The sequence below is a fragment of the Stutzerimonas stutzeri genome, assembly GCF_000219605.1.
GTDB lineage: Bacteria > Pseudomonadota > Gammaproteobacteria > Pseudomonadales > Pseudomonadaceae > Stutzerimonas > Stutzerimonas stutzeri.
Window position 1 is genome coordinate 3,865,079 of the sequence record NC_015740.1, and the last position, 22,540, is coordinate 3,887,618.

19 protein-coding genes and 3 tRNA genes are annotated in these 22,540 nt (G+C 64.1%); 9 read left to right on the forward strand and 13 right to left on the reverse strand.

The features are described 5' to 3' along the window. Window positions 1-8: 8 nt before the first annotated feature. Together ampD and nfi are read right to left on the reverse strand one after the other, a co-directional pair. Entirely contained in the window at window positions 9-560 is a 552-nt protein-coding gene (gene ampD, locus PSTAB_RS17835) for a 1,6-anhydro-N-acetylmuramyl-L-alanine amidase AmpD (protein ID WP_011914648.1), read from the reverse strand. Between the two features lie 103 nt (window positions 561-663). Next, window positions 664-1,389 (reverse strand): deoxyribonuclease V, encoded by a 726-nt coding sequence (gene nfi, locus PSTAB_RS17840; protein ID WP_013984062.1) that lies wholly within the window; start codon window positions 1,387-1,389, stop codon window positions 664-666. A 154-nt stretch (window positions 1,390-1,543) separates the two neighbouring features. Here nfi and PSTAB_RS17845 point away from each other — a divergent pair, with 154 nt between their 5' ends. After that, complete coding sequence (locus PSTAB_RS17845; protein ID WP_013984063.1) at window positions 1,544-2,533, forward strand: GlxA family transcriptional regulator; 990 nt, start codon at window positions 1,544-1,546, stop codon at window positions 2,531-2,533. A gap of 143 nt (window positions 2,534-2,676) precedes the next feature. On the opposite strand, the gene zapE is transcribed toward PSTAB_RS17845, so the two are convergent. The 3 genes from zapE to PSTAB_RS17860 form a co-directional block, all read right to left on the reverse strand. Beyond that, window positions 2,677-3,771, reverse strand: a complete 1,095-nt coding sequence (zapE, locus tag PSTAB_RS17850) for a cell division protein ZapE (protein WP_019405341.1) — start codon at window positions 3,769-3,771, stop codon at window positions 2,677-2,679. A 163-nt stretch (window positions 3,772-3,934) separates the two neighbouring features. Next, entirely contained in the window at window positions 3,935-5,293 is a 1,359-nt protein-coding gene (locus PSTAB_RS17855) for a tryptophan--tRNA ligase (protein WP_013984065.1), read from the reverse strand. Between the two features lie 51 nt (window positions 5,294-5,344). Further along, window positions 5,345-5,971: an alpha/beta hydrolase gene (locus PSTAB_RS17860; RefSeq protein WP_041771861.1), complete on the reverse strand. Its 627-nt coding sequence runs from the start codon at window positions 5,969-5,971 to the stop codon at window positions 5,345-5,347. 138 nt (window positions 5,972-6,109) lie between these two features. Between PSTAB_RS17860 and PSTAB_RS17865 the strand changes: the two genes are divergently transcribed. Then, window positions 6,110-6,538, forward strand: coding sequence for a Z-ring associated ZapG family protein (locus PSTAB_RS17865; protein WP_013984067.1), 429 nt, complete (start codon window positions 6,110-6,112; stop codon window positions 6,536-6,538). 40 nt (window positions 6,539-6,578) lie between these two features. Here the strand turns inward: PSTAB_RS17865 and nadC are convergent, their stop codons facing one another. Next, window positions 6,579-7,427 (reverse strand): carboxylating nicotinate-nucleotide diphosphorylase, encoded by an 849-nt coding sequence (nadC, locus tag PSTAB_RS17870; RefSeq protein WP_013984068.1) that lies wholly within the window; start codon window positions 7,425-7,427, stop codon window positions 6,579-6,581. Between the two features lie 425 nt (window positions 7,428-7,852). Between nadC and PSTAB_RS17875 the strand changes: the two genes are divergently transcribed. The 3 genes from PSTAB_RS17875 (at window position 7,853) to PSTAB_RS17885 (ending at window position 11,750) form a co-directional block, all read left to right on the forward strand. Next, complete coding sequence (locus tag PSTAB_RS17875) at window positions 7,853-10,111, forward strand: DUF1631 domain-containing protein (RefSeq protein ID WP_013984069.1); 2,259 nt, start codon at window positions 7,853-7,855, stop codon at window positions 10,109-10,111. 116 nt (window positions 10,112-10,227) lie between these two features. Beyond that, window positions 10,228-10,401, forward strand: coding sequence for a DUF3094 family protein (locus PSTAB_RS17880; RefSeq protein WP_017244511.1), 174 nt, complete (start codon window positions 10,228-10,230; stop codon window positions 10,399-10,401). A 53-nt stretch (window positions 10,402-10,454) separates the two neighbouring features. Then, window positions 10,455-11,750, forward strand: a complete 1,296-nt coding sequence (locus PSTAB_RS17885) for an NAD(P)/FAD-dependent oxidoreductase (RefSeq protein ID WP_013984070.1) — start codon at window positions 10,455-10,457, stop codon at window positions 11,748-11,750. Window positions 11,751-11,867: 117 nt separating this feature from the next. Here PSTAB_RS17885 and PSTAB_RS17890 read toward each other — a convergent pair. The 6 genes from PSTAB_RS17890 to rluD form a co-directional block, all read right to left on the reverse strand. Beyond that, window positions 11,868-11,943: transfer RNA gene (locus PSTAB_RS17890), tRNA-Lys, on the reverse strand. Between the two features lie 5 nt (window positions 11,944-11,948). Further along, window positions 11,949-12,025 (reverse strand) — tRNA-Pro (locus PSTAB_RS17895). A gap of 9 nt (window positions 12,026-12,034) precedes the next feature. Continuing rightward, window positions 12,035-12,110, reverse strand: a tRNA-Asn gene (locus PSTAB_RS17900). Window positions 12,111-12,297: 187 nt separating this feature from the next. Next, a complete protein-coding gene (gene clpB / locus PSTAB_RS17905; RefSeq protein ID WP_013984071.1) occupies window positions 12,298-14,862 on the reverse strand; it encodes an ATP-dependent chaperone ClpB in 2,565 nt (854 codons plus the stop codon). A gap of 169 nt (window positions 14,863-15,031) precedes the next feature. Then, on the reverse strand, window positions 15,032-15,769 hold the full coding sequence (pgeF, locus tag PSTAB_RS17910; protein WP_013984072.1) for a peptidoglycan editing factor PgeF: 738 nt from the start codon (window positions 15,767-15,769) through the stop codon (window positions 15,032-15,034). Continuing rightward, entirely contained in the window at window positions 15,766-16,740 is a 975-nt protein-coding gene (rluD, locus tag PSTAB_RS17915) for a 23S rRNA pseudouridine(1911/1915/1917) synthase RluD (protein WP_011914661.1), read from the reverse strand. Before rluD ends, pgeF begins: the two co-directional genes overlap by 4 nt. A gap of 204 nt (window positions 16,741-16,944) precedes the next feature. On the opposite strand from rluD, the gene PSTAB_RS17920 reads away from it, so the two are divergent. The 4 genes from PSTAB_RS17920 (at window position 16,945) to PSTAB_RS17935 (ending at window position 21,339) form a co-directional block, all read left to right on the forward strand. Further along, entirely contained in the window at window positions 16,945-17,934 is a 990-nt protein-coding gene (locus tag PSTAB_RS17920; protein ID WP_013984073.1) for an outer membrane protein assembly factor BamD, read from the forward strand. A 121-nt stretch (window positions 17,935-18,055) separates the two neighbouring features. Further along, entirely contained in the window at window positions 18,056-18,289 is a 234-nt protein-coding gene (locus tag PSTAB_RS17925) for a PP0621 family protein (protein ID WP_013984074.1), read from the forward strand. Then, entirely contained in the window at window positions 18,279-19,871 is a 1,593-nt protein-coding gene (locus tag PSTAB_RS17930; protein WP_013984075.1) for a sensor histidine kinase, read from the forward strand. Before PSTAB_RS17925 ends, PSTAB_RS17930 begins: the two co-directional genes overlap by 11 nt. Before the next feature lie 130 nt (window positions 19,872-20,001). Next, window positions 20,002-21,339: a sigma-54-dependent transcriptional regulator gene (locus PSTAB_RS17935; protein WP_041772001.1), complete on the forward strand. Its 1,338-nt coding sequence runs from the start codon at window positions 20,002-20,004 to the stop codon at window positions 21,337-21,339. 43 nt (window positions 21,340-21,382) lie between these two features. Here PSTAB_RS17935 and PSTAB_RS17940 read toward each other — a convergent pair whose 3' ends face one another. Continuing rightward, window positions 21,383-22,441 (reverse strand): DUF2333 family protein, encoded by a 1,059-nt coding sequence (locus tag PSTAB_RS17940; RefSeq protein ID WP_011914666.1) that lies wholly within the window; start codon window positions 22,439-22,441, stop codon window positions 21,383-21,385. Window positions 22,442-22,540: the final 99 nt, after the last annotated feature.

Genomic DNA, 22,540 nt, shown 5'->3' on the forward strand with positions numbered 1-22,540 from the left:
TCCTTTCGTCAGCAGGTAATGGAGGCCGCCCGCAGGCGCAGCCAGTCGAAGGCCGGCCCCGGATCGGTCTTGCGTCCCGGCGCGATGTCGCTGTGGCCGCATACACGCTCGGGCGTGATCGCCGGATATGCACACTGCAGCAGCCGGCAAAGCTCGATCAGCGCCTGGTACTGCGCCTCGCTGAACGGCTCGTGGTCGGTGCCTTCCAGCTCGATACCGATGGAAAAGTCGTTGCAGCCCTCGCGGCCGTCGAAGCAGGACACACCGGCATGCCAGGCCCGATCCAGACAGGAGACGAACTGAGTGATGGCGCCATCACGCTCGATGAGAAAATGTGCGGAGACCTGCAGCCCGGCGATCTCTTCGAAGAAAGGATGCTCGTCGCACTGCAGACAGTTCTGAAAGAACTGCTGAACCCTGCCGGTACCGAACTGGCCTGGCGGCAGGCTGATGTTGTGGATCACCAGCAAGGAAATCTCGCCGGCCGGGCGCTGATTGAAGTTCGGCGAGGGGCAGTGGCGCACGCCATGGCACCAGCCGGTGGCGGAATCCAGGTGCATCGTGGGAAGGCCCATGCTGAAGGCAGGCGAGCAGGCTAGCGCCTGCATGACACCCGCTGCAAGCGCAGCGTCCGGCGCCAGTATGGCCTGATGTGTCCCGCTCTTACCTGAGCGCGGCCAGCCGCCGACTGGCTGCCTTCTCCTCGCGCCGCGAGGCGAGCCGGTCGGCCAGGCGCGTCGGTTCCGGCAGGCGGTAGCGGGTCACGTAGCGCATGACCAGCTCCGGCGCCGTGGCGAGGCTGACCCGGTTGCCCGGCGAGATGATCAACGGCCGAACCTTGTCCTTGCTACGCAGCACACAGCCGATCACGTCGCCGGTCTTCTTGTCGCGCAGCGCCACCCGGGCACCGCGCTGCAGGTCCAGCTCGTCATGCTCGCCGGTGAGCAGCTTCTTCGCCACGCCAATGGTGGGCAGGCCGGTCACCACCCCCAGATGCGCAGCGATGCCCAGGCGCCGCGGGTGGGCGATGCCGTGGCCGTCGGAGAAGATCAGGTCGGGAACTGCCGGCAGTTCCGCCAGCGCCTGCAGCACGGCCGGCAGCTCGCGAAACGATAACAGGCCGGGCACGTACGGCATGTTGGTGGGGATTCGCGCCAGGCTGCTGCCCACCAGTTCCAGGGTATCGGCATCCAGCAGCACCGCTGCCGCCCGGGTGACGGTGCCGCCGTCCTCGAAGCCGACATCCACCCCGGCGATCAGGCGCAGCGCTGGGAAATCGTCCTGCAGCCGCACCTGCGCGGCCAGCGTCAGCTGCATCGCTCGTGCCGCGGCAGGACTGCCATCCCAGTCGCCGAACGGGGCAGCGGGGTAGTGACTGATCTGGCTCATGTTTCGCTCCTCTGCATCAGCGATTCGACGCCGCACCGCCCACGCCGTTCAACGCGACGCGCTGAGTTCGTACTGGACTTTGCCCTGGAAAAATAGGACGCTCCAGCCGCCGCACGGCTGATTTACCCTGAAATCCCACAATAATTAGAATCGTATGACCCATCTCGCCTCGATCCAGCGCGTCAGCATATTGGCCACCGAAGGGGTTTTCGCCTCGACGCTCATGCAGGCCAAGGACTTTTTCCATATGGCTAGCCTGCGCTACGGCCGCCAGCTCGGCCTTGACCTCAAACCGGCATTCGAAACCCGCCTGGTCAGCCCGGACGGCGGTGCGGTGAGCACCTTCAGCGGAACCAGCATTGCCGTGGATGGCGCGCTGGACAATGCCGACATGCTGATCCTGCCGGCGTTCTGGGGCGATTTCGACGCGCTCTGCGCGCGCTACCCGCAAGTCGCCCGCTGGCTGCGAGAACGCCATGCCGCCGGCAGCGTCATCTGCGGCGAAGCCACCGGAGCTTTCTGGATGGCCCAGGCCGGGTTGCTGGAAGGCCGCGAGGCGACCACCCACTGGCGCTTCGCCGGGGAGTTCGCCGAGCGCTTTCCCGGGGTGCAGTTCAGCGCCGACAAGCACCTCACCGACAGCGACAACCTCTACTGCGCCGGCGGCACGACCTCGGCCTGCGACCTGTACATGTACCTGATCGAGCGTTTCTGCGGCGCCCATGTCGCTCAGGGCATGGCTCGCGATGTGCTGTTCGAGCTGCAGCGCAGTTACAGCCCGGGCCGACTGGGCTTCGGCGGGCAGAAGCTGCATCTGGATACCCGCATCCTGCAGATCCAGGAATGGCTTGAGGCCAACTATGCAGAGAAATTCCGCTTCGAGGACGTCGCTCGCCAGCACGGCATGAGCATCCGCAACTTCATGCGGCGCTTTCAGGCCGCCACCGGCGACAAGCCGCTGCACTATCTGCAACGCCTGCGCATCGAGACGGCCAAGAGCCTGCTCGCCACTACCGGCAAGAGCATCAAGACGATCAGCTACGAAGTGGGCTACGACGATGCCAGCTTCTTTGCCCGCCTGTTCCGCCAGCACACGGAGCTATCGCCGAACCACTATCGGCAGAAGTATCGGCCGGCATCCTAGGGCAAACACGGAAAAGCCATGCGTGCTGAAGCGGGCTGCCGATTGCAGCGCGCGGCCTGGCAGGGAGACCGCTCCGAAATCAGCGCAGTAATCGTGCGGGCGACCCCGGCCGCGAAGAACAGGTCTTCGCGACCGGCTCACGGTCAGGGCTTGTGCGGACGCGCCAGGTACTCGTGGGACTGCATCTCCAGCAGCCGGCTCAGGGTCCGCTGGAATTCGAACTCCAGACGGCCTCCGGTGTAGAGGTCCTTCAGTTCCACTTCGGCGGAAATGATGAGCTTGACGTTGCGGTCGTAGAACTCGTCCACCAGGTTGATGAAACGGCGCGCCATGTCGTCCTTGGTGACGTTCATCTGCTCGACGTTGGCCAGCAGGATGGCACCGAATATCTTGCCCAGCTCGATGTAGTCATTCTGGCTGCGCGGCCCGTCGCAGAGCTCGCGGAACTCGAACCAGGCCACGTCGTTGCCGGTCTTCACCGCGCGGATTTCACGGTTCTCGATCATCAGTGCGTCGTTGTTAACGACCCGGCAGTTCTCCGGCAGCAGGCTCTTGAAGCTGCGCTCCAGGCTCTGTTCGGCCTCGGCATCGAGGGGGAAGTGGAACAGTTCGGCCTGCTCCAGCGCACGCAGGCGATAGTCGATGCCACTGTCGACATTGACGATCTCGGTGTGCTTCTTCAACAGGTCGATCGCCGGCAGGAAGCGCGCACGCTGCAGACCGTCCTTGTACAGACCGTCCGGCACGATGTTGGACGTCGCCACCAGGCTCACGCCGTTCTTGAACAGCTCGTCGAGCAGCGTGGCGAGAATCATCGCATCGGTGATGTCGGAGACGAAGAATTCGTCGAAGCAGATGACCCGGGCTTCGTCGGCGAAACGCTTGCCGATGATGGTCAGCGGGTTCTTCTCGCCCTTGAGGGTTTTCATTTCCTCGTGCACGCGCTTCATGAAGCGGTGGAAATGCGTGCGCATCTTCTGCTCGAAAGGCAGCGCGTCGAAGAAGGTATCCACCAGGTAGGTCTTGCCGCGGCCGACGCCGCCCCAGAAGTAGATGCCCTTGATCGGACCCTGCTGCTTCTTGCCGAACAGCTTGCCGAGCAGGCCGCTCTTGCTGCGATCGTCGGCGACCAGGTCGTCGTACAGACGCTGCAGGTGACGCACCGCGTTTTCCTGGGCGGCATCGTGGAAGAAGTCAGGACGTTTCAGGTCGGCCTGATAGCGCTCAAGAGGAGTCATGGCGGAGTCTGGGTAGTGAAACGGGGCCGCCACTTTAGCGGCGCCCTCGGTGGTTGGCAATTTACTCAGGTCGTTCAAGCGTCAGCCCTCCTGGGACACCCGTACTTGGAAATCACCGCGTCGCCGAGCGCACCCATCGGCCGCGCCCGGCCTGCCAGCAGCGTTACTCGACAAGCGTGGCCAGCGCCTCGCGCACCCGCAACATGGCGGCGTCGAGCGCTTCGGCGCTCTCGTAGTGCGGGCTGTCGGCGATGCATTCGTCGTCCAGCCACAGGGTGAATTGATCACCTTCGTCCTCGCGAAGTTCCAAGGCATCCGGGCCGCCGGCGATCAGGCGCTGGGTCAGGCTGCCGATGGCCTTCGGATTGCTCAGCGGACGGGACAGCAGCAGTTCCTCGCCGTCGGCGGCGAAGAAGCGGAAGCGGAAGGCGCCATCGGCCTCGCGGAAGCTGGCAAAACGAGCGGTCTTGCTGGACTTCTTCTTGGTCGGCGCCGCGCTTTTCACTTCGCTGCTGAAGTTGCGCAGCCCCACCGCCTCGCGCAACTCGCCGAGGAATGGTGTGGCAATCCGGCGTGCCTTGGCCGCTCCCGCCTGCAGAATGTCTTCCAGCTCGGCCGGCTTGGCGATGAGCTGGTGATACAGCTCGCGCGCCTGGCCCAGTTCGTTGTCGAGCAGCTCGAACAGACGTTGCTTGGCATCGCCCCAGGCCAGGCCATCGAGCAGCTCCTGGCGGAAGTCAGCCTGCTGCTGCGCGGTGGCAAAGGCCTGGTACAGCGTGAACAGGTGGGAGTTGTCCGGATCCTTCGGTTCGCCCGGCAGGCGCGAGTCGGTGACGATGCGTGCGATCGCTGCCTTCAGCTCCTTGGCACTGCCAAACAGCGGGATGGTGTTGTCGTAACTCTTGGACATCTTGCGCCCATCGAGCCCGGGCAGCGTGGCGACGCTCTCCTCGATCACCGCTTCGGGCAGGGTGAAGAACTCGCGGCCGTTGCCGAACAGATGATTGAAGCGCTGGGCAATGTCACGGGCCATTTCCACATGCTGGATCTGGTCACGCCCCACCGGCACCTTGTGCGCGTTGAACATCAGGATGTCCGCCGCCATCAGCACCGGATAGCTGTACAGGCCCATGGTTACGCCGGCGTCCGGGTCTTCGCCATTCTCGACATTCTTGTCCACCGAGGCCTTGTAGGCATGGGCGCGGTTGAGCAGGCCCTTGGCGGTGACGCAGGTCAGCAGCCAGGTCAGTTCGGGAATCTCAGGCACATCCGACTGGCGGTAGAAGGTCACGCGCTCGGCATCGAGGCCGCAGGCCAGCCAGGTCGCGGCGATTTCCAGACGCGAGCGCTGGATGCGTAGCGGATCGTCGCACTTGATCAGCGCATGGTAGTCCGCGAGGAAGTAGAACGAATCGGCGGCCGCGTCGCGGCTGGCGAGGATGGCCGGGCGGATCGCTCCGGCGTAGTTGCCCAGATGCGGCGTACCGGTAGTGGTGATACCGGTCAGGATGCGGGTAGTCATGCAGTCATTCTCGAATCGTTGCAGCGCGACGGAGGGGATTGGCACGCAGCATCAAAGCCGCGGGACGACCAGTTCCTTCAGCTCCACCAGCTTGCCGTGAAAAAAGTGGCCGCATTCTGCCACTTTCAGCAGCTCGTGGGGGTGCTGCAGCTGCGCAGAAAAGGCATACACGGACTCGGCATCGATCACCTCGTCCTGCTCCGGCTGGATGATCGTCAGCTGACAATCTTCAGCCAACGACAGCGCCGCAAGACGCGACACCGCCGGAGCCACCATCATCAACCGCTGCACCGTCACGCCCTCGGCGTTCAATCGGCCGGCCAGATTGCCGGCAACGAACCCACCGAAGGAGAACCCCAGCAGCGTCAGCGGCAGCTCGAGGTTCTGCTGGCGCAGCCAGCGCAGCGCGGCCTCGGCGTCATCCACCTCACCCTCGACCATGTCATGCGCGCCGGCACTGCCGCCGACACCCCGGTAATTGAAGCGCAGCGTGCTATAGCCGGCATCCCGCGCGGTGCGCTGCAGAGTCGAGACCACCTTGTTCAGCATGGTGCCGCCCTTGACCGGGTTCGGATGGCAGATCAGCGCCAGGCCGCGGGCCTGCGGCTGATCGAAATACAGCGCTTCCAGCACCCCGCAGGGGCCATCGATAGAGAGGGGCTCTTCGCGTTTCAACAAAACAGGAACTCCGTGACCTTGGGACGAGTCGACTCGTCTTGCTAACTAGCTGCCGATAACCGCCGCCTCGCGTTGCGGTATACAGAGCAGGTACGAGACGTTAACGTAAGCACAGCCGTTTATATAGAGGAAGGACTCGTGGAACAGACCCTCGCGACCTGGTTGCTCCCGATCGTCGGCCTGATCGCCGGCATCGCCATCGGTTATCTGGTGGCGCGCAGCAGCGCACCCAACCGCACACAGCGTCAGGTCGACGACCTGCAAGAACGCTTCGACACCTATCAGAGCGAAGTGGTCACCCACTTCAACACCACTGCCAGCCTGCTGCGCAAGCTCACCCAGAACTACCAGGACATCCAGGAACACCTGTCCGATGGTGCCAGCCGCCTGGCGCTCGACGAGCAGACCCGCCAGCGCCTGATGGCCGCCCTGCACGAGGAAAACCATGGCTCGCGCGAGCGGCTCTCCTCGCCGGCCTTCACCGAACCGCCCAAGGACTACGCTCCCAAAGGCGACGATACCCCCGGCACCCTGCACGAAAACTTCGGCCTGAAGAGCCGTCACTGATCCATCGCCTGGCGCAGCCACTGCGCCAGGCGCCCCTCTCCTACTGACGCAAGCGCATCGACAGGTCCACTGCCTGTACATGCTTGGTCAGCGCCCCGATCGAAATGTAATCCACGCCGGTTTGCGCAACGCTGCGTAGCGTGTCGTCGCTGATTCCACCTGATGCTTCGAGCTTGGCCCGGCCCGCCGTGATCGCCACGGCCGTGCGCATGTCGTCGAGCGTCAATTCGTCGAGCATGACGATATCCGCCCCTGCCCCCAGCGCCTGCTCGAGCTCGTCGAGGCTCTCCACCTCGATTTCCACCGGCTTGCCCGGCGCGATGCGATGCGCAGCCGCCACCGCCTCGGCGATCCCGCCACAGGCGGCGATGTGGTTCTCCTTGATCAGAAAAGCGTCATAGAGGCCGATCCGGTGGTTATGGCAGCCCCCGCAGGTCACGGCGTACTTCTGTGCCAGGCGCAGGCCTGGAATGGTCTTGCGAGTGTCCAGCAGGCGCACGCCCGTGCCCTCGACCATGTCGGCGTAGTGTCGGCAACGAGTGGCCACCCCCGACAGCATCTGCAGGAAATTCAGCGCGCTGCGCTCGCCGGTCAGCAACGCCCGAGCAGGCCCTTCCAGGTGGAACAGCACCTTGTCCGCTTCCACCCGGTCCCCGTCGGCGACCTGCCAGTGGACTGCGACCCGAGAGTCCACCTGCCGGAACACCGCGTCGACCCATGCGGTTCCACTGATCACCGCCGCCTCGCGCGTGATGACCGTGGCATGCGCCAACCGCTCGGCAGGGATCAGCTGCGCGGTGATATCTCCGCTGCCGACATCTTCGGCTAAGGCGCGGCGTGCATTGGCATCAATTTCTGCGGATAGATCGGCAAGGCTGAGATTCGGCATGTCGGGCTCCTCGAGTTTGCGCGGAGTATAAAGGCTCGCACCGACCGCGGCAGCGTCAAGCTGCCGACAGCCTACGGATCGCTCGACCGTCTTTTTCTACCTCCTGGCGGAAAACCTGCGAGCATCTGTGAGCCAGATCATGTCCAATGAAAAACTGACCTTGGCAGGGGAGCACAATGCTTATAATCCCCTCCAAGAATATTGACGCCACCTAACTGACGATACTTGCTGACGAGGCGTCGTTGTAAAATCAAAGCGCTCGGCTATGCTGCGTCTGGATCCGGTTCGACAGAAGAAACCCGCACAAGATTGCGGGCTCGCCCGGTACCTTCCGCCTTGCCCTGCCGACTTGGTTACCTATATAAGACGCTGCCGAATTCAAGCGTTGTGACCGCCGCAAAGCAGGCGACCGCAGGAGAGTCTCGATGCGAACCGATGCGAAAGTGGTGCACTTGAACAAGGTTGCCCCTGAGCACAAGCCGTCTTCACCGGCAGGCCGCCTTCCGGTGGCGCTCATCAGCGTGCGCGACAAGGCCGCCCAGCAACTGCGTCAGGCGCTGCAATCGCTGTTCGACAACGCCGATGACTCGCTCTTCGAGATCGCCGATCGCGCGACCAGCAACGCCGAACAGAACGCTTTTTTCGAGGCCATGCGCGACCTGCGCATGAAGCGCCGCAACATCGAACGCGGCTTCCTGCAGCAGCTGTTCGAAGCATTCGCCAAGCTCAACCAGTATGAAATCGGCAAGCCGCCCGCGCTGGATGCCGTCTCCTTCGACAGCCTTTCCCTGGTGCAGAACGACGAGCTGGAAGAATCCGTAGCCGTCGACACCATGGTCGCCAAGGTCATGAGTCGTGCCGCCCAGCCGCTGGGCCACCTGACCACGCGCATGAACGCGCTGATCAGCAAGAAGCTCGACGACAAGAGCAACCCCCTCGGCCCTCATGCGCTCTGTGACTATTTCATCGAAGCCAGCAGCAGCCTAGGCGTGCAGATCAAGGTCAAGCTGATCATCTTCAAGCTGTTCGAGAAGCATGTTCTTGGCGATATCGACCAGCTATATGCCGAAGCCAATCAAACCCTGGTGGCTGCCGGCATCCTGCCCGAACTCCAGTCTGCGCCGCCGCGCCGACAGCAGCGTCCGGGCGGGCCGGCTGCCAGCCACACCTCGCCAGCGCCGCATAGCCAGCCGGTCCATGTCGACGAGGGGCTACAGGAAGCCGCTTTCAGCGCCTTGCACAACTTGCTGTCCGACCTGCGCGGCAGCAGTGTTCTGCCTGCCCGCAACGTGCCCAGCGACGCCATCCCGATCTCCAGCGGAGACCTGCTCCGCCTGCTGTCGCACATGCAGACCCGCGCGCCACAGACGGTCGACGATTTCGATCTGCAAGAGCAGCTCGGCAGCCTGCTGAGCCGGGTAAGTGCCAAGACCGGAAAATCGCGGGTGGTCGGCGAGATCGATGATGACGTCATCAACCTCGTCTCCATGCTGTTCGAGTTCATTCTCGACGACCGTACCCTGCCGGATTCTCTCAAGGCCCTGATCGGGCGCCTGCAGATCCCGTTGCTCAAGGTCGCGGTGATCGACAAGACCTTCTTCAGCCGCGGCAGTCACCCCGCGCGCCGCCTGCTGAACGAAATCGCGTCGGCAGCGATGGGCTGGGGCGATCAGGACGAGGCGCAACGCGACAGCCTCTATCAGAAGATCGAGCAGATTGTGGCCCGCCTGCTCAACGACTTCGTCGATGATCCGGCGATCTTCTCCGAGCTTCTGGCCGATTTCCTCGCCTTCATCGGTGACGAGCGACGCCGCAGCGAACTGCTCGAGCAGCGCACCCGTGACGCCGAAGAGGGTCGCGCCAAGGCTGAAATCGCTCGCCAGGAAGTCGAGCACGCGCTGAACCAGCGCCTGCTGGGCAAGACCCTGCCGGAAGTGGTGGTGCGCCTGCTGCAGGAGGCCTGGAGCAAGGTTTTGCTGCTCACCTGCCTGAAGCACGGCACCCAGTCCGAGGAATGGCAGGCAGCCCTGGACACCATGGATGACCTTGTGTGGAGCGTGACTCCCCACGAGGACGACGAATCCCGCGCGCGTCTGCTGGAGCTGGTCCCGAGCCTGCTCAAGGCATTGCGTGAGGGGCTGGTCAGCGCCGCGTTCGACCCCTTCTCCACCGGCGACTTCTTCACCCAGCTCGAAGCACTCCACGTACAGACCCTGCAACGCATTCAGCAACCGCAAGCCACTCCAGGCGCATCCGGACCGGCCGCTGACGCGTCAGGCGAGTCGATCGCCGCTGCAGCGGTCGAAGCTGCGCCGACCATGGTCGAGGTGGTGGACGAGATCGTGCTGCTGGCACCCGGCGAGAGCCGCGAGCCCGAGCCGGAAATCAGCCTGCCGGAAAACGACGAAGCGCTGATCCAGGTGGACAATCTGCGAGTCGGCAGCTGGGTGGAATTCCAGGAGGATGAAGAGCACAAGCTGCGCTGCAAGCTGGCCGCGGTGATCAAGCCCACCGGCAAGTACATCTTCGTCAACCGCACCGGCATGAAGGTTCTGGAGAAGACCCGCATGGGCCTGGCCAGCGAGTTCCAGCGCGGCGCCATTCGCCTGCTCAACGATACCCTGCTGTTCGACCGCGCCCTGGAATCAGTGATCGGCAACCTGCGAAAGCTGAAGAACACCTGATCCGCGCCGAGCATGCCTGCCGGCATGCTCCTTCCCCTGCGCGGCAAAGCGCCGCACTTCGCGCTTGGCTTTTGACCCCGCGCAGCTAGAATGCCTGCATTCTACTCGAGGTGCCTATGCCCAGCCGCCTGAACCCCGAAGACCAGCAGCGCGTCGATGAATACCTCCGCGCCCCGCAGCATCAGGTCGAACGCCAGCCGTTTCGCCCCTGGATCCTGCTGCTCGTCGTGCTGGCGGTGGTAGTCGGCCTCGGGCTTCTGAGCCGCCTCCTGAGCCGCCTGGTGCTTTGAGCCTCGCTCGCCCCGTCGCGCCGCCGTTTCTCTTGCAGCTATGAGTCATTCCCATGTCACATCGAATCGTAATCGTCGGCGGCGGCGCTGGCGGCCTGGAGCTTGCTACCCGCCTGGGTAGAACCCTGGGCAGGCGCGGCAAAGCCAGGGTCACCTTGGTCGACGCGAATCTCACCCACATCTGGAAGCCGCTTCTGCATGAAGTGGCAGCCGGCTCGCTGAACTCGTCAGCCGACGAGCTCAACTATGTGGCGCAAGCCAAGTGGAATCACTTCGAGTTCCAGATGGGCCGCATGGCCGGCCTGGACCGTGCGAACAAGTGCATCCGCCTGGAAGCCACACGCGACGAGTTCGGCGTGGAGCTCGTGCCCTCGCGTGCGTTGAATTACGACACCCTGGTGATAGCGGTCGGCAGCACGACCAACGATTTCGGAACCCCCGGGGCCGCCGAGCACTGCATTTTCCTGGATACCCGCGAGCAGGCCGAACGCTTCCATCGCCAGCTGCTGAGCCGTTACATGAAGGCACATGCCGGTGAAACCGGGCCGAGCGGCATCAGCATGGCCATCGTCGGCGCTGGCGCCACTGGTGTCGAACTGGCCGCCGAACTGCTACATGCAGCCAAGGAACTGGCCGCCTATGGCCTCGATGGAATCAAGCCGGAAGATGTGAAGATCACGCTCATCGAGGCCGGCCCGAAGGTTTTGCCGGCACTGCCCGAGCGCATCAGCCAACCGGTACACCAGACACTGCTCGACCTGGGTGTGAAGGTGCTGACCGGCGCAGCGGTCAGCGAAGTCACCGCCGACGGCCTGCACACCAAGCAGGGTGAATTCGTGCCGGCCAGCCTCAAGGTCTGGGCGGCCGGCATCAAGGCACCCGCCTTCCTGCATGAAATCGATGGGCTGGAGACCAACCGGATCAATCAACTGGTCGTCCACCCCACCCTGCAGAGCACCCGCGACGAGAACATATTCGCCTTCGGCGACTGCGCCGCCTGCCCGCAGCCGGACAGCGACCGCAACGTGCCGCCTCGCGCCCAGGCAGCCCACCAGCAGGCGTCAATGCTGGCCCGGTCGATCCGCAACCGACTGGAAGGCAAACCCCTGCCGACCTACCGCTACAAGGATTACGGCTCGCTGATATCGCTCTCGACCTTCTCGGCCGTGGGCAATCTGATGGGCAATTTGACGGGCAACGTCATGCTCGAGGGCTGGCTGGCGAGGATGTTCTATATCTCGCTGTACCGCATGCACCAGATCGCACTGTACGGCATGCCGCGCACGCTGCTGATGATGCTGGGCGACAAGCTCAGCCGTAGTACCGAACCACGCCTGAAACTCCATTGACGCATTGATGGCGCACCCGAGCGGTGCGCCATCTGGCAAGCACTAAACGGCAGGCAATAAAAAAGCTGGATGCCCGTATGGACATCCAGCTTTTCATGCTTGCCGAGCAAGCCTGTATGGTGGGTCGTGTAGGATTCGAACCTACGACCAATTGGTTAAAAGCCAACTGCTCTACCAACTGAGCTAACGACCCAAAAATGGTCGGGGTAGGGGGATTCGAACTCCCGACATCCTGCTCCCAAAGCAGGCGCGCTACCGGACTGCGCTATACCCCGATTGGAATTTGGCTCCGCGACCTGGACTCGAACCAGGGACCCAATGATTAACAGTCATTTGCTCTACCGACTGAGCTATCGCGGAACAACTAGCATTCCAGCTCCTTGGCGTTACGTTCCCGCCTCAGAGGCGCGCCATTTTACGGTTCCAAACCCTGCTGTCAACCCTAAAAATGCGATTAGCGACAACAGTTTGCGTCCGGCGCGCGGCCGCGACCCGTTGATCGGACGACCGCATGGTATTCGTCATGCCATGCGGATTGCCCTGGGCCTCAATCGAAGACGATCTGCTCGCCCTCCACCCGAGCCTTGACGCTGCTGCCCGGGGCGAACTGACCCGCGAGGATCTGCTGCGCCAGCGGGTTCTCGATCCAGCGCTGGATCGCGCGCTTGAGCGGCCGCGCACCGTAAACCGGGTCGTAGCCGACGGCGATCAGCTTGTCCATCGCCTCCTGGCTCAGCTCCAGGCTCAGTTCGCGCTCGGCCAGGCGCTTGCGCAGCCGGCCCAGTTGGATCTCCGCGATACCGGCGATCTGCTCGCGGCCGAGCGGATCGAACACAACCACCTCGTCGATACGGTTGATGAACTCCGGACGGAAGTGGTGCGCCACCGCATCCATCACCGCAGCGCGCTGCGCATCGGGGTCGCCAACCAGCTCCTGGATCTGCGCCGAGCCCAGGTTCGAGGTCATGACGATCACGGTGTTCTTGAAGTCTACGGTCCGCCCATGGCTATCGGTCAGACGACCATCCTCGAGCACCTGCAGCAGCACGTTGAACACGTCCGGATGAGCCTTCTCCACCTCGTCCATCAACACGACCGAGTAGGGTTTGCGACGCACTGCCTCGGTCAGGTAGCCGCCCTCCTCGTAGCCGACGTAGCCCGGCGGTGCGCCGATCAGACGCGCGACCGAATGTTTCTCCATGAACTCGGACATGTCGATGCGGATCATCGCCTCTTCGGTGTCGAAGAGGAATTCGGCCAGTGCCTTGCACAGCTCGGTCTTACCCACACCGGTCGGACCGAGGAAGAGGAAGGAACCGCTCGGCCGGTTCGGGTCGGCCAGCCCGGCGCGCGACCGGCGCACGGCATTGGCCACTGCCACTACCGCCTCATGCTGACCGATGACACGTGTGTGCAGCATGTCTTCCATGCGCAGCAGTTTGTCCCGCTCGCCTTCGAGCATCTTCGACACAGGAATGCCGGTCCACTTGGAGACCACCTCGGCGATCTCCTCATCGGTCACCTTGTTGCGCAGCAGCTGGTTTTCCTTCTTGCCGTGCTGGTCGACCATTTCCAGGCTGCGCTCGAGGTCTGGGATGATGCCGTACTGCAGCTCGGCCATGCGCGCCAGGTCGCCCTTGCGCCGCGCCGCCTCGAGGTCGGCCTTGGCCTGCTCGATCTTCTGCTGGATCTGCGCGGAGCCCTGGACCTCGGCTTTTTCCGACTTCCAGATCTCCTCCAGATCCGAATATTCCTTCTCCAGCTTGGCGATATCGTCCTCAAGCTTGGCCAGGCGCTTCTTGGTGGCCTCGTCGTCCTCCTTCTTCAGCGCCTCGCGCTCGATCTTCAGCTGGATCAGCCGGCGGTCGAGACGATCCAGCTCTTCCGGCTTGGAATCGATCTCCATGCGGATGCGGCTGGCGGCCTCGTCGATCAGGTCGATGGCCTTGTCCGGCAGCTGACGATCCGTGATGTAGCGCTGGCTGAGCTTGGCCGCGGCGATGATGGCGCCATCGGTGATGGTCACGCCGTGGTGCACCTCGTAGCGCTCCTTGAGGCCGCGCAGGATGGCAATGGTGTCCTCCTCGCTCGGCTCGTCCACCAGAACCTTCTGGAAGCGGCGCTCCAGGGCGGCATCCTTCTCGATGTACTGACGGTACTCGTCGAGGGTGGTGGCGCCGACACAGTGCAACTCACCCCGGGCAAGAGCGGGCTTTAGCATGTTGCCGGCATCCATGGCGCCCTCGGCCTTGCCGGCACCGACCATCGTGTGCAGCTCGTCGATGAACAGGATGACTCGGCCTTCCTGCTTGGACAGCTCGTTGAGCACGGCCTTGAGACGCTCCTCGAACTCGCCGCGGAACTTGGCACCGGCGATCAGCGAGCCCATGTCCAGCGCCAGCAGACGCTTGTCCTTCAGGCCATCCGGCACCTCGCCATTGACGATGCGCTGGGCCAGTCCTTCGACGATGGCGGTCTTGCCGACACCGGGCTCGCCGATCAGCACCGGGTTGTTCTTGGTGCGCCGTTGCAGGACCTGAATGGTGCGGCGGATTTCGTCGTCACGGCCGATCACCGGATCGAGCTTGCCCTCCTCGGCGCGCTTGGTCATGTCGACGGTGTACTTGTCCAGCGCCTGACGCGACTCCTCGGCATTGGGGTCATTGACCGCCGCGCCACCGCGCAGGTTGCTGATGGCGTTCTCCAGGGCCTTCTTGCTCACGCCCTGGGCCAGCAGGAGCTTGCCCAAACGGGTGTTGTTGTCCAGCGCGGCAAGCAGTACCAGCTCGCTGGAGATGTACTGGTCGCCCTTCTGCTGGGCGAGGCGATCGGCCTGGTTGAGCAGACGCGCCAGATCCTGCGACAGATTCATGTCACCGGTGGGGTTCTGCAGCTTGGGCAGCTGGTCCAGCTCCCTGGTCAGGGCCTGGCGCAGCGCGTTGATGTCGAAGCCGACCTGCATCAACAAGGGCTTGATCGAACCGCCCTGCTGCTCCAGCAGGGCCTGCATCAGGTGCAACGGCTCGATGGAAGGGTGATCCAGGCCAACGGCAATGGATTGGGCATCGGAGAGCGCAAGCTGAAGCTTGCTGGTCAATCGATCGATACGCATGGATGTTCATCCTCAGGTAAAGCGGGCCGGCACCATGAATCGCGCCTTACAAATAACCCGCGAGATGGAGCATAGATGAGGATGATTGTTGGAGATTCAAGGCGGATGACATTGATGCAGGTCATGCCGGGACCGCGGAGTCACGGCACTGTCGAACCGCTAGGTAGGGCTAAGGCTCCAGCCAGATCAGACTGGCGAAGCGCCCCGTGCGTGACGCACGGCGATAGGAATAGAAACGCGGATCGCTGAAGGTGCACAGCCCGCCGCCGTAGACGGCTTCGACTCCGACCGCGGCCAGGCGAATGCGCGCAAGCTGATACAGATCGGCCATGAAGCGCCCCTCGTTGCGGCTCGGCACGAATGCCGCCGCAGCCGCCGGGTGCTGCGCGACGAATGCCTCGCGCACCTCGCCCCCCACTTCGAAGGCAGCGGGCCCGATCGCCGGCCCCAGCCAGACCAGCACGTCTTCGGCACGAATCGCCAGCGCCTCGAGCGTTGCTTCCAGCACGCCGCCAGCCAGCCCGCGCCAGCCCGCGTGCGCCGCAGCCACACGACTGGCGGCGAGGTCACAGAACAGCACCGGCAGGCAGTCGGCGGTGAGCACCGCACAGGCTTCGCCCGGCGTCTCGCTCCAGCTGGCATCGGCAGTGGCGCAGACACCGGGAAGTGCCTTCACGGCCACACAGGAATGCACCTGTTCCAGCCAGATCGGCTGGCAACCCAGCGCATCGCGCAGATGCTGGCGATTGCTGGCCACCGCAGCCGGATCATCGCCGACATGATCGCCGAGATTGAAACTGTCGAACGGAGCCGCGCTGACACCCCCCTGACGGGTCGTCACGCAGGCACGAACGCGGGCCGGCGCCGGCCAGTCGGGCAGCAGCCAATTCTCGTCGCCGACAGTCACCCGACGAAGGCCTCGCGATCCTGTTGCAGGAGCGTCAGCAGCCAGACGAAGTCGTCCGGCAACGGCGACTCCCACTTCATGCGCTGCCCGGTCACCGGATGATCCAGCTCGAGGAAACGGGCATGCAGCGCCTGCCGTGGGAACTCGCGCAGCGTCTGCACCAGTGTCGGATTGGCAGCTGGCGGAATACGGAAACGCCCGGCATACAGCGGATCGCCCACCAGCGGGTAGCCGAGGTGGGTCATGTGCACACGAATCTGGTGGGTACGCCCGGTTTCCAGCTTGACCCGCACATGGGTGTGCGAGCGGAAACGCTCGAGCACACGATAGTGACTGACCGCGGGCTTGCCCCCCTCCACCACCGCCATGCGCTGGCGCTGCTGGCCGTGACGGCCGATCGGCGCATCCACGGTGCCGCCGGTGATGATTACGCCGATGACGATGGCTTCGTAGATACGGCTGACACTGCGCGCCTGCAGCTGCTCCACCAGGCGGGTCTGTGCCTGCAGCGTCTTGGCCACCACCATCAGCCCGGTAGTGTCCTTGTCCAGACGATGAACGATGCCGGCGCGCGGCACATTGATCAGGTCAGGTACGTGATGCAGCAACGCGTTGAGCAGCGTGCCGTCGGCATGCCCGGCCGCCGGATGCACCACCAGCCCGGCCGGCTTGTCGATCACCAGAATCTGGTCGTCTTCATAGACGATGTCGAGCGGAATGTCCTGCGCCACCCATTCGCCCTGCGCCTGCTGTTCGGCGCTCAGCTCGAGCACCGCACCGGCATGCACGGTGTCGCGAGGGCGCAGCACGGCGCCATCCACCGTCAGCAGACCATCCTTGATCCAGGCCGCGAGGCGCGAACGCGAGTGTTCGGAGAAGAGCTGCGCCGCGACCTGATCGAGACGTTGCCCGCCTAGGTCAAACGGCACCTCGGCACGGAGTTGAATGGCCTGTTTGGAGATCGTGGACATACGGCGAGATAGATTCGTCAGAGAGAGGCGAGCGGCATCCATTGCTGATGGATGCCCGGAGGACCGCAGATGGCGGAGCGGCCTTTGGTTTCGGCTACACGCTTGTGTTTAAATACGGCGTCTTTGTCCCGGCGCACCGGGGCGCCCATCATAACAGGACGGCTCCGCGCGAGACAGCCAGCCGTCACAGGGACGCAAGCCGCCATGCAAGTGAAACACCTGCTGCTGATCGCCATTTTCGCCCTTACCGCCGCCTGTTCATCCAACGAAACCGTCGACGAAAACCTGGGCGAGGTCGAGCTGTACCAGCAAGCACAGGCCGACCTGGACAACAAGAGCTATACCAGCGCCATCAGCAAGCTCAAGGCGCTGGAGTCGCGTTACCCGTTCGGTCGTTTCGCCGAGCAGGCGCAGCTCGAGCTGATCTACGCCTATTACCGCAACGCCGAGCCGGAAGCTGCACGTTCGGCTGCCGAGCGCTTCATCCGCCTGCATCCGCAGCACCCGAACGTCGACTATGCCTACTACCTCAAAGGCCTGGCCTCGTTCGATCAGGACCGCGGCCTGCTCGCTCGCTTTCTGCCGCTGGACATGACCAAGCGCGACCCGGGCGCTGCCCGCGACTCGTTCAACGAGTTCGCCCAGCTCACCAGCCGCTATCCGAACAGCCGTTATTCGCCGGATGCCAAGGCGCGCATGATCTACCTGCGCAACCTCCTGGCAGCCAACGAGATTCACGTCGCTCACTACTACCTCAAGCGCCAGGCCTACGTGGCCGCCGCCAACCGCGGGCGCTATGTGGTGGAAAACTTCCAGGGCACACCGGCCGTGGCGGACGGTCTGGCTGTGATGACCGAGGCCTACCAGCGCCTCGGCCTCGATGACCTCGCCGATGCCAGCCTCAAGACCCTTCAGCTCAACTACCCGGATCATGCCACCCTCGAGGACGGCAAGTTCACCCCCATCGAGCGCGAAGAAGACACCCGCAGCTGGCTGAGCAAGGCCACGCTCGGCCTGATCGAAGGCGAAGCGCCGCGTCCCGACACCTCCCGCGCCAACCGTGACGTGTTGCGCCAGTACGAGAACGCTGCGCGTGACCTGCCGGAAGAACTGCGCCCCGTACTCAAGGAAGTGGAACAGCAGGAGCCGAAGCGCTCCTGGTGGAGCCGCCTGACCTTCGGCCTGTTCGACTGAAATGGGCTGACCATGCGCCGCTGCGTCGAGCCCTATGCTCGTCACCGTCGGCGCACCGGGCCAGGACCGGCCCTGGCTAGTCCGGTGGCCGGTCGCCACGCATAAACAGGAAGGAATCGATATGGGGCTGTTTCGACTGCTGTTCTGGATCGCACTGATCGCCGCCGCCTTCTGGCTGTGGCGCCGCTTGACCCGGAAGAAGACGCCGACCGCGCAACAGCAGGGCAGCCTGCCGATGGTCCGCTGCGCTCAATGCGGCGTGCACGTGCCGCAGAACCAGGCCCTGCAGGCCCATGACCGCTGGTACTGCAGCCAGGCTCACCTCGAGCAGGACAGCACCTCTGGTGGGCACTGAGAACCTCACCTTCTTCGGCGACCAGGGGCGGCGCATCCTTCGCCTGTATCACCTCTACCGCCTGACCATTGGCCTCGCGCTGGTGCTGCTGATCAGCAGCGACCTGCACAACGATCTGCTGCAGATGAGCAATCCGCAGCTGTTTCAGTACGGCGCCTGGCTCTATCTGATCCTCAACATCATCGTCGCGGTGCTGGTGCAGAGCCCCGAGCGCGACCTGCCAGTGCTCAGCCTGGCGCTGATGGACGTGATCCTGCTGTCGGGATTGTTCTATTTTGGCGGAGGAACGCCGAGCGGCATCGGCAACCTGCTGATCGTCGCCGTCGCCATCGCCAATATTCTCCTGCGGGGGCGGGTCGGTTTCTTCATCGCCGCGGTCGCTGCCACCGGCCTGATCTACCTGACCTTCTACCTGAGCATCAGTCGTTCCGAAGCCAGCAGCCAGTACGTCCAGGCCGGTGCGCTCGGCACGCTGTGCTTCGCCGCAGCCTTTCTCGTCCAGGGACTGACTCGGCGCCTGCAGGTCAGCGAGACTCTGGCCCGCCAGCGCGCCGAGGAGGTCGCCAACCTCGAGGCCCTCAACGCGCTGATCCTGCAGCGCATGCGCACCGGCATCATGGTGTTGGACCCGCAGGAGCGCGTGCTCCTGGCCAACCAGGGAGCGCTGCAGTTGCTCGGCCAGGAATCGCTGGCCGGCGAGCGCCTCGCACCGCGCTGCCCGGAGCTGCTCAAGGCACTGCAGCACTGGCGTGGCAATCCCACACTGCGCCCGCCGAACCTCAAGGCCACCCCCGGCGGACCGACGCTACAGCCGAGTTTCGCCGCCCTGCAGCACGGCAACAAGCTCGACACTCTGGTGTTCCTCGAGGACATCTCGCAGATCGCCCAGAAGGCCCAGCAACTCAAGCTCGCCTCCCTCGGACGACTCACAGCCAGCATTGCCCATGAAATCCGCAATCCGCTGGGCGCCATCAGCCATGCTGCTCAGCTGCTACAGGAATCCGAAGAGCTGGACGGCCCGGATCGGCGACTGGCGCAGATCATCCAGGACCACTCGCGGCGGATGAATCTGGTCATCGAGAACGTGCTGCAGCTTTCCCGGCGCCGCCAGGCGGAGCCCCAGCTGCTGGATCTCAAATACTGGCTGCATCGCTTCGTCAGCGAGTTCCGCCAGGGGCTCAGCCCGCAGCAGACGGTTCACCTGGAAACCATCGGCAGCTCGCTGCAGACGCGCATGGACCCCAACCAGCTGACCCAGGTGCTCACCAACCTGGTGCAGAACGGCCTGCGCTACAGCGGCAAGGAGCACGATCGCGCTCAGGTCTGGCTCCGCCTGTTTCGCGACGAAGCCAGCGATCTGCCGGTCGTTGAGGTCCTCGACGATGGGCCCGGCATCGCCGCCGAGCAGTTGCACAACGTTTTCGAACCCTTCTTCACCACCGAGAGTAAAGGCACCGGGCTCGGGCTGTACATCTCCCGCGAGCTGTGCGAGAGCAACCAGGCACGCCTGGACTACCGCGAGCGCGCCGAAGGCGGCAGCTGCTTCCGCATCGTCTTCGCGCACCCGCGCAAGCTGAGCTAGGCGCAGCAGAACAGTTGCCGGCAACGCATCACACATCGACCAAAGCGGCAGCCACGGCGGCGCCGGGAGAGTTAACATGCTCGCCAGCCGCCCGGAAGGCGACCCCCGCTTCAGGAACCAGAGCAAGACCATGACCGCGCGCCAGAAAGCCCTGATCATCGACGACGAGCCGGACATCCGCGAGCTGCTGGAGATCACCCTCGGCCGTATGAAGCTCGATACCCGCAGCGCACGCAACCTCAAGGAGGCGCGCGAGCTGCTGGCACGCGAGCACTACGACCTGTGCCTGACCGATATGCGCCTGCCCGACGGCAGCGGCCTTGAGCTGGTCCAGCACATCCAGCAACAGTACCCGCAACTGCCCGTGGCGATGATCACCGCCTATGGCAGCCTGGATACCGCCATCGGTGCACTCAAGGCCGGTGCGTTCGACTTCCTCACCAAACCGGTGGATCTGAACCGCCTGCGCGAGCTGGTCAGCACCGCCCTGCGCCTGCGCGCCCCCGCAGCCGAAGCGCCGGTGGACAGTCGCCTGCTGGGCAGCTCGCCGCCGCTGAAAACCTTGCGCAAGCAGATCGGCAAGCTCGCCCGCAGCCAGGCACCCGTCTACATCAGCGGCGAGTCGGGCAGCGGCAAGGAACTGGTGGCACGCCTGATTCACGAGCAGGGCCCGCGCAGCGAAAAGCCATTCGTGCCGGTCAACTGCGGTGCCATTCCGTCGGAGCTGATGGAAAGCGAGTTCTTCGGCCACAAGAAGGGCAGCTTCAGCGGCGCCATCGAGGACAAGCCCGGCCTGTTCCAGGCCGCGAACGGTGGCACGCTGTTTCTCGACGAGGTGGCGGACCTGCCGCTGCCGATGCAGGTCAAGCTGCTGCGCGCCATCCAGGAAAAGGCCGTGCGTGCCGTTGGCGGTGCGCAGGAAGTGATGGTCGATGTACGCATCCTCTGTGCCACCCACAAGGATCTCGCCAGCGAGGTCGCCGCAGGCCGTTTTCGCCAGGATCTCTACTACCGCCTGAATGTCATCGAACTGCGTGTACCGCCACTACGCGAACGCCGGGAAGACATCGGCCTGCTCGCCGATGTCATGCTGCGCCGTCTGGCGCAGGAATGCGGCGAGGCCACGGCCCGCCTGCATCCCGATGCCCTGGCCAAGCTGGAGAACTATCGCTTTCCGGGCAACGTCCGCGAGCTGGAGAACATGCTCGAACGCGCCTACACCCTGTGCGAAGGCGACGAGATCAAGGCTGGCGACCTGCGCCTGGCGGATAGCCCAGGCCTGCCGGAAAACGGCGAAGCCAGCCTGGCGCAGATCGACAACCTGGAGGACCACCTGGAGGAGATCGAGCGCAAGCTGATCATGCAGGCCCTCGAAGAAACACGCTGGAACCGCACCGCGGCCGCCCAGCGACTGGGGCTGACCTTCCGCTCGATGCGTTACCGTCTGAAGAAACTCGGACTGGACTGAGTGGCAGGCGTAGACGCCTGCCACCGGACACGAACGCTGCGTCCTACCCCTGCGACAGCAGGTTGCGCAGATCGATGATCGCCGCGTTGGCGCGGGAGATGTAGTTGGCCATCACCAGCGAGTGATTGGCCAGCACGCCGTAGCCGCTGCCGTTGAGCACCATCGGGCTCCACAGCGGCTCCTGCGCCGCCTCCAGCTCACGAATGATCTGCCTGACGCTGATCGTGGCGTTCTTCTTGGCCAGCACGTCGGCGAAGTCCACCTCGATCGCCCGCAGCAGATGTGACAGCGCCCAGGCCTGACCACGCGCCTCGAAGAATACATTGTCGATCTGCATCCAGGGCGTCTCGACCACCTGCTCCTTGACCTGCGGCACGATGCCGGCCCGCTCCTGCTCCGGTGCGATATCGGCATCCAGGCGCACCCGACCGACACTTGCCGACAGGCGCTGGGACAACGATCCGAGGCGGGTCGCCGCATCACCCAACCAGTTGTTCAGGTTGTCGGCGCGGGTATAGAACAACGCCTTGGGCTCCGGCTCGCTGAGGCGGGCCAGATAGCGATCCAGACTGCGGATGCCGTTGCGGTATTCACTTTCCGAGGCAGGCAGGGTCCAGCTGCGGTTGTCGAAGTTGAACAGCGGCTCGGCCTTGGCCAGATCCGGGTCCTCGGTGGACTGTGACTGCGAACGGGCGAAATCCTTGCGCAGCGCCCGCGCCAGATCACGAACCTGCACCAGCACGCCGTATTCCCAGCTCGGCATGTTGTCCAGCCACAGCCCCGGCGGGGCGATGTCATTGCTCAGATAGCCGCCGGGCTTGTCCAGCAGGGTACTGGCCACGCGCTTGAGGGTTTCCACCGTGGTATAGCCGCTGACCAGCTGGCGCTGCGAAGCCTCCGCCGCCTGGCGCGTATGCTGCTGTACCGGAAACAGGTCCGGCTCGCGACTCCAGTACCATCCCAGCAGCAGCGTCACCAGCAGGTAGATGCCCAGCAGAGCGGCAAGAATCAGCAGAAGCGGGTTGCCTGCGCGTTGGCCAGCCGCTCCGGCCGAGCCGTTGGAGCGGCCAAGGCGAGCGAAGCGATTCTTCCAATCCGACATGGGCTGTGTGTCCTTCTGGCGAGTTCAGGGGTTCGACCGCCCGGCACCGGAGACGTTGCGCAGGCATGTCTTTACTATAACGCAGGGCCCAGGCGTGCT

Excerpts from the sequence above, each read along its gene's own strand:
- ampD (WP_011914648.1), bottom strand. The coding sequence starts at position 560 with ATGCACCTGGATTCCGCCACCGGCTGGTGCCATGGCGTGCGCCACTGC.
- nfi (WP_013984062.1), bottom strand. The coding sequence starts at position 1,389 with ATGAGCCAGATCAGTCACTACCCCGCTGCCCCGTTCGGCGACTGGGAT.
- PSTAB_RS17845 (WP_013984063.1), top strand. The coding sequence starts at position 1,544 with ATGACCCATCTCGCCTCGATCCAGCGCGTCAGCATATTGGCCACCGAA.
- zapE (WP_019405341.1), bottom strand. The coding sequence starts at position 3,771 with ATGACTCCTCTTGAGCGCTATCAGGCCGACCTGAAACGTCCTGACTTC.
- PSTAB_RS17855 (WP_013984065.1), bottom strand. The coding sequence starts at position 5,293 with ATGACTACCCGCATCCTGACCGGTATCACCACTACCGGTACGCCGCAT.
- nadC (WP_013984068.1), bottom strand. The coding sequence starts at position 7,427 with ATGCCGAATCTCAGCCTTGCCGATCTATCCGCAGAAATTGATGCCAAT.
- PSTAB_RS17875 (WP_013984069.1), top strand. The coding sequence starts at position 7,853 with ATGCGAACCGATGCGAAAGTGGTGCACTTGAACAAGGTTGCCCCTGAG.
- PSTAB_RS17880 (WP_017244511.1), top strand. The coding sequence starts at position 10,228 with ATGCCCAGCCGCCTGAACCCCGAAGACCAGCAGCGCGTCGATGAATAC.
- PSTAB_RS17885 (WP_013984070.1), top strand. The coding sequence starts at position 10,455 with ATGTCACATCGAATCGTAATCGTCGGCGGCGGCGCTGGCGGCCTGGAG.
- clpB (WP_013984071.1), bottom strand. The coding sequence starts at position 14,862 with ATGCGTATCGATCGATTGACCAGCAAGCTTCAGCTTGCGCTCTCCGAT.
- rluD (WP_011914661.1), bottom strand. The coding sequence starts at position 16,740 with ATGTCCACGATCTCCAAACAGGCCATTCAACTCCGTGCCGAGGTGCCG.
- PSTAB_RS17920 (WP_013984073.1), top strand. The coding sequence starts at position 16,945 with ATGCAAGTGAAACACCTGCTGCTGATCGCCATTTTCGCCCTTACCGCC.
- PSTAB_RS17925 (WP_013984074.1), top strand. The coding sequence starts at position 18,056 with ATGGGGCTGTTTCGACTGCTGTTCTGGATCGCACTGATCGCCGCCGCC.
- PSTAB_RS17935 (WP_041772001.1), top strand. The coding sequence starts at position 20,002 with ATGACCGCGCGCCAGAAAGCCCTGATCATCGACGACGAGCCGGACATC.
- PSTAB_RS17940 (WP_011914666.1), bottom strand. The coding sequence starts at position 22,441 with ATGTCGGATTGGAAGAATCGCTTCGCTCGCCTTGGCCGCTCCAACGGC.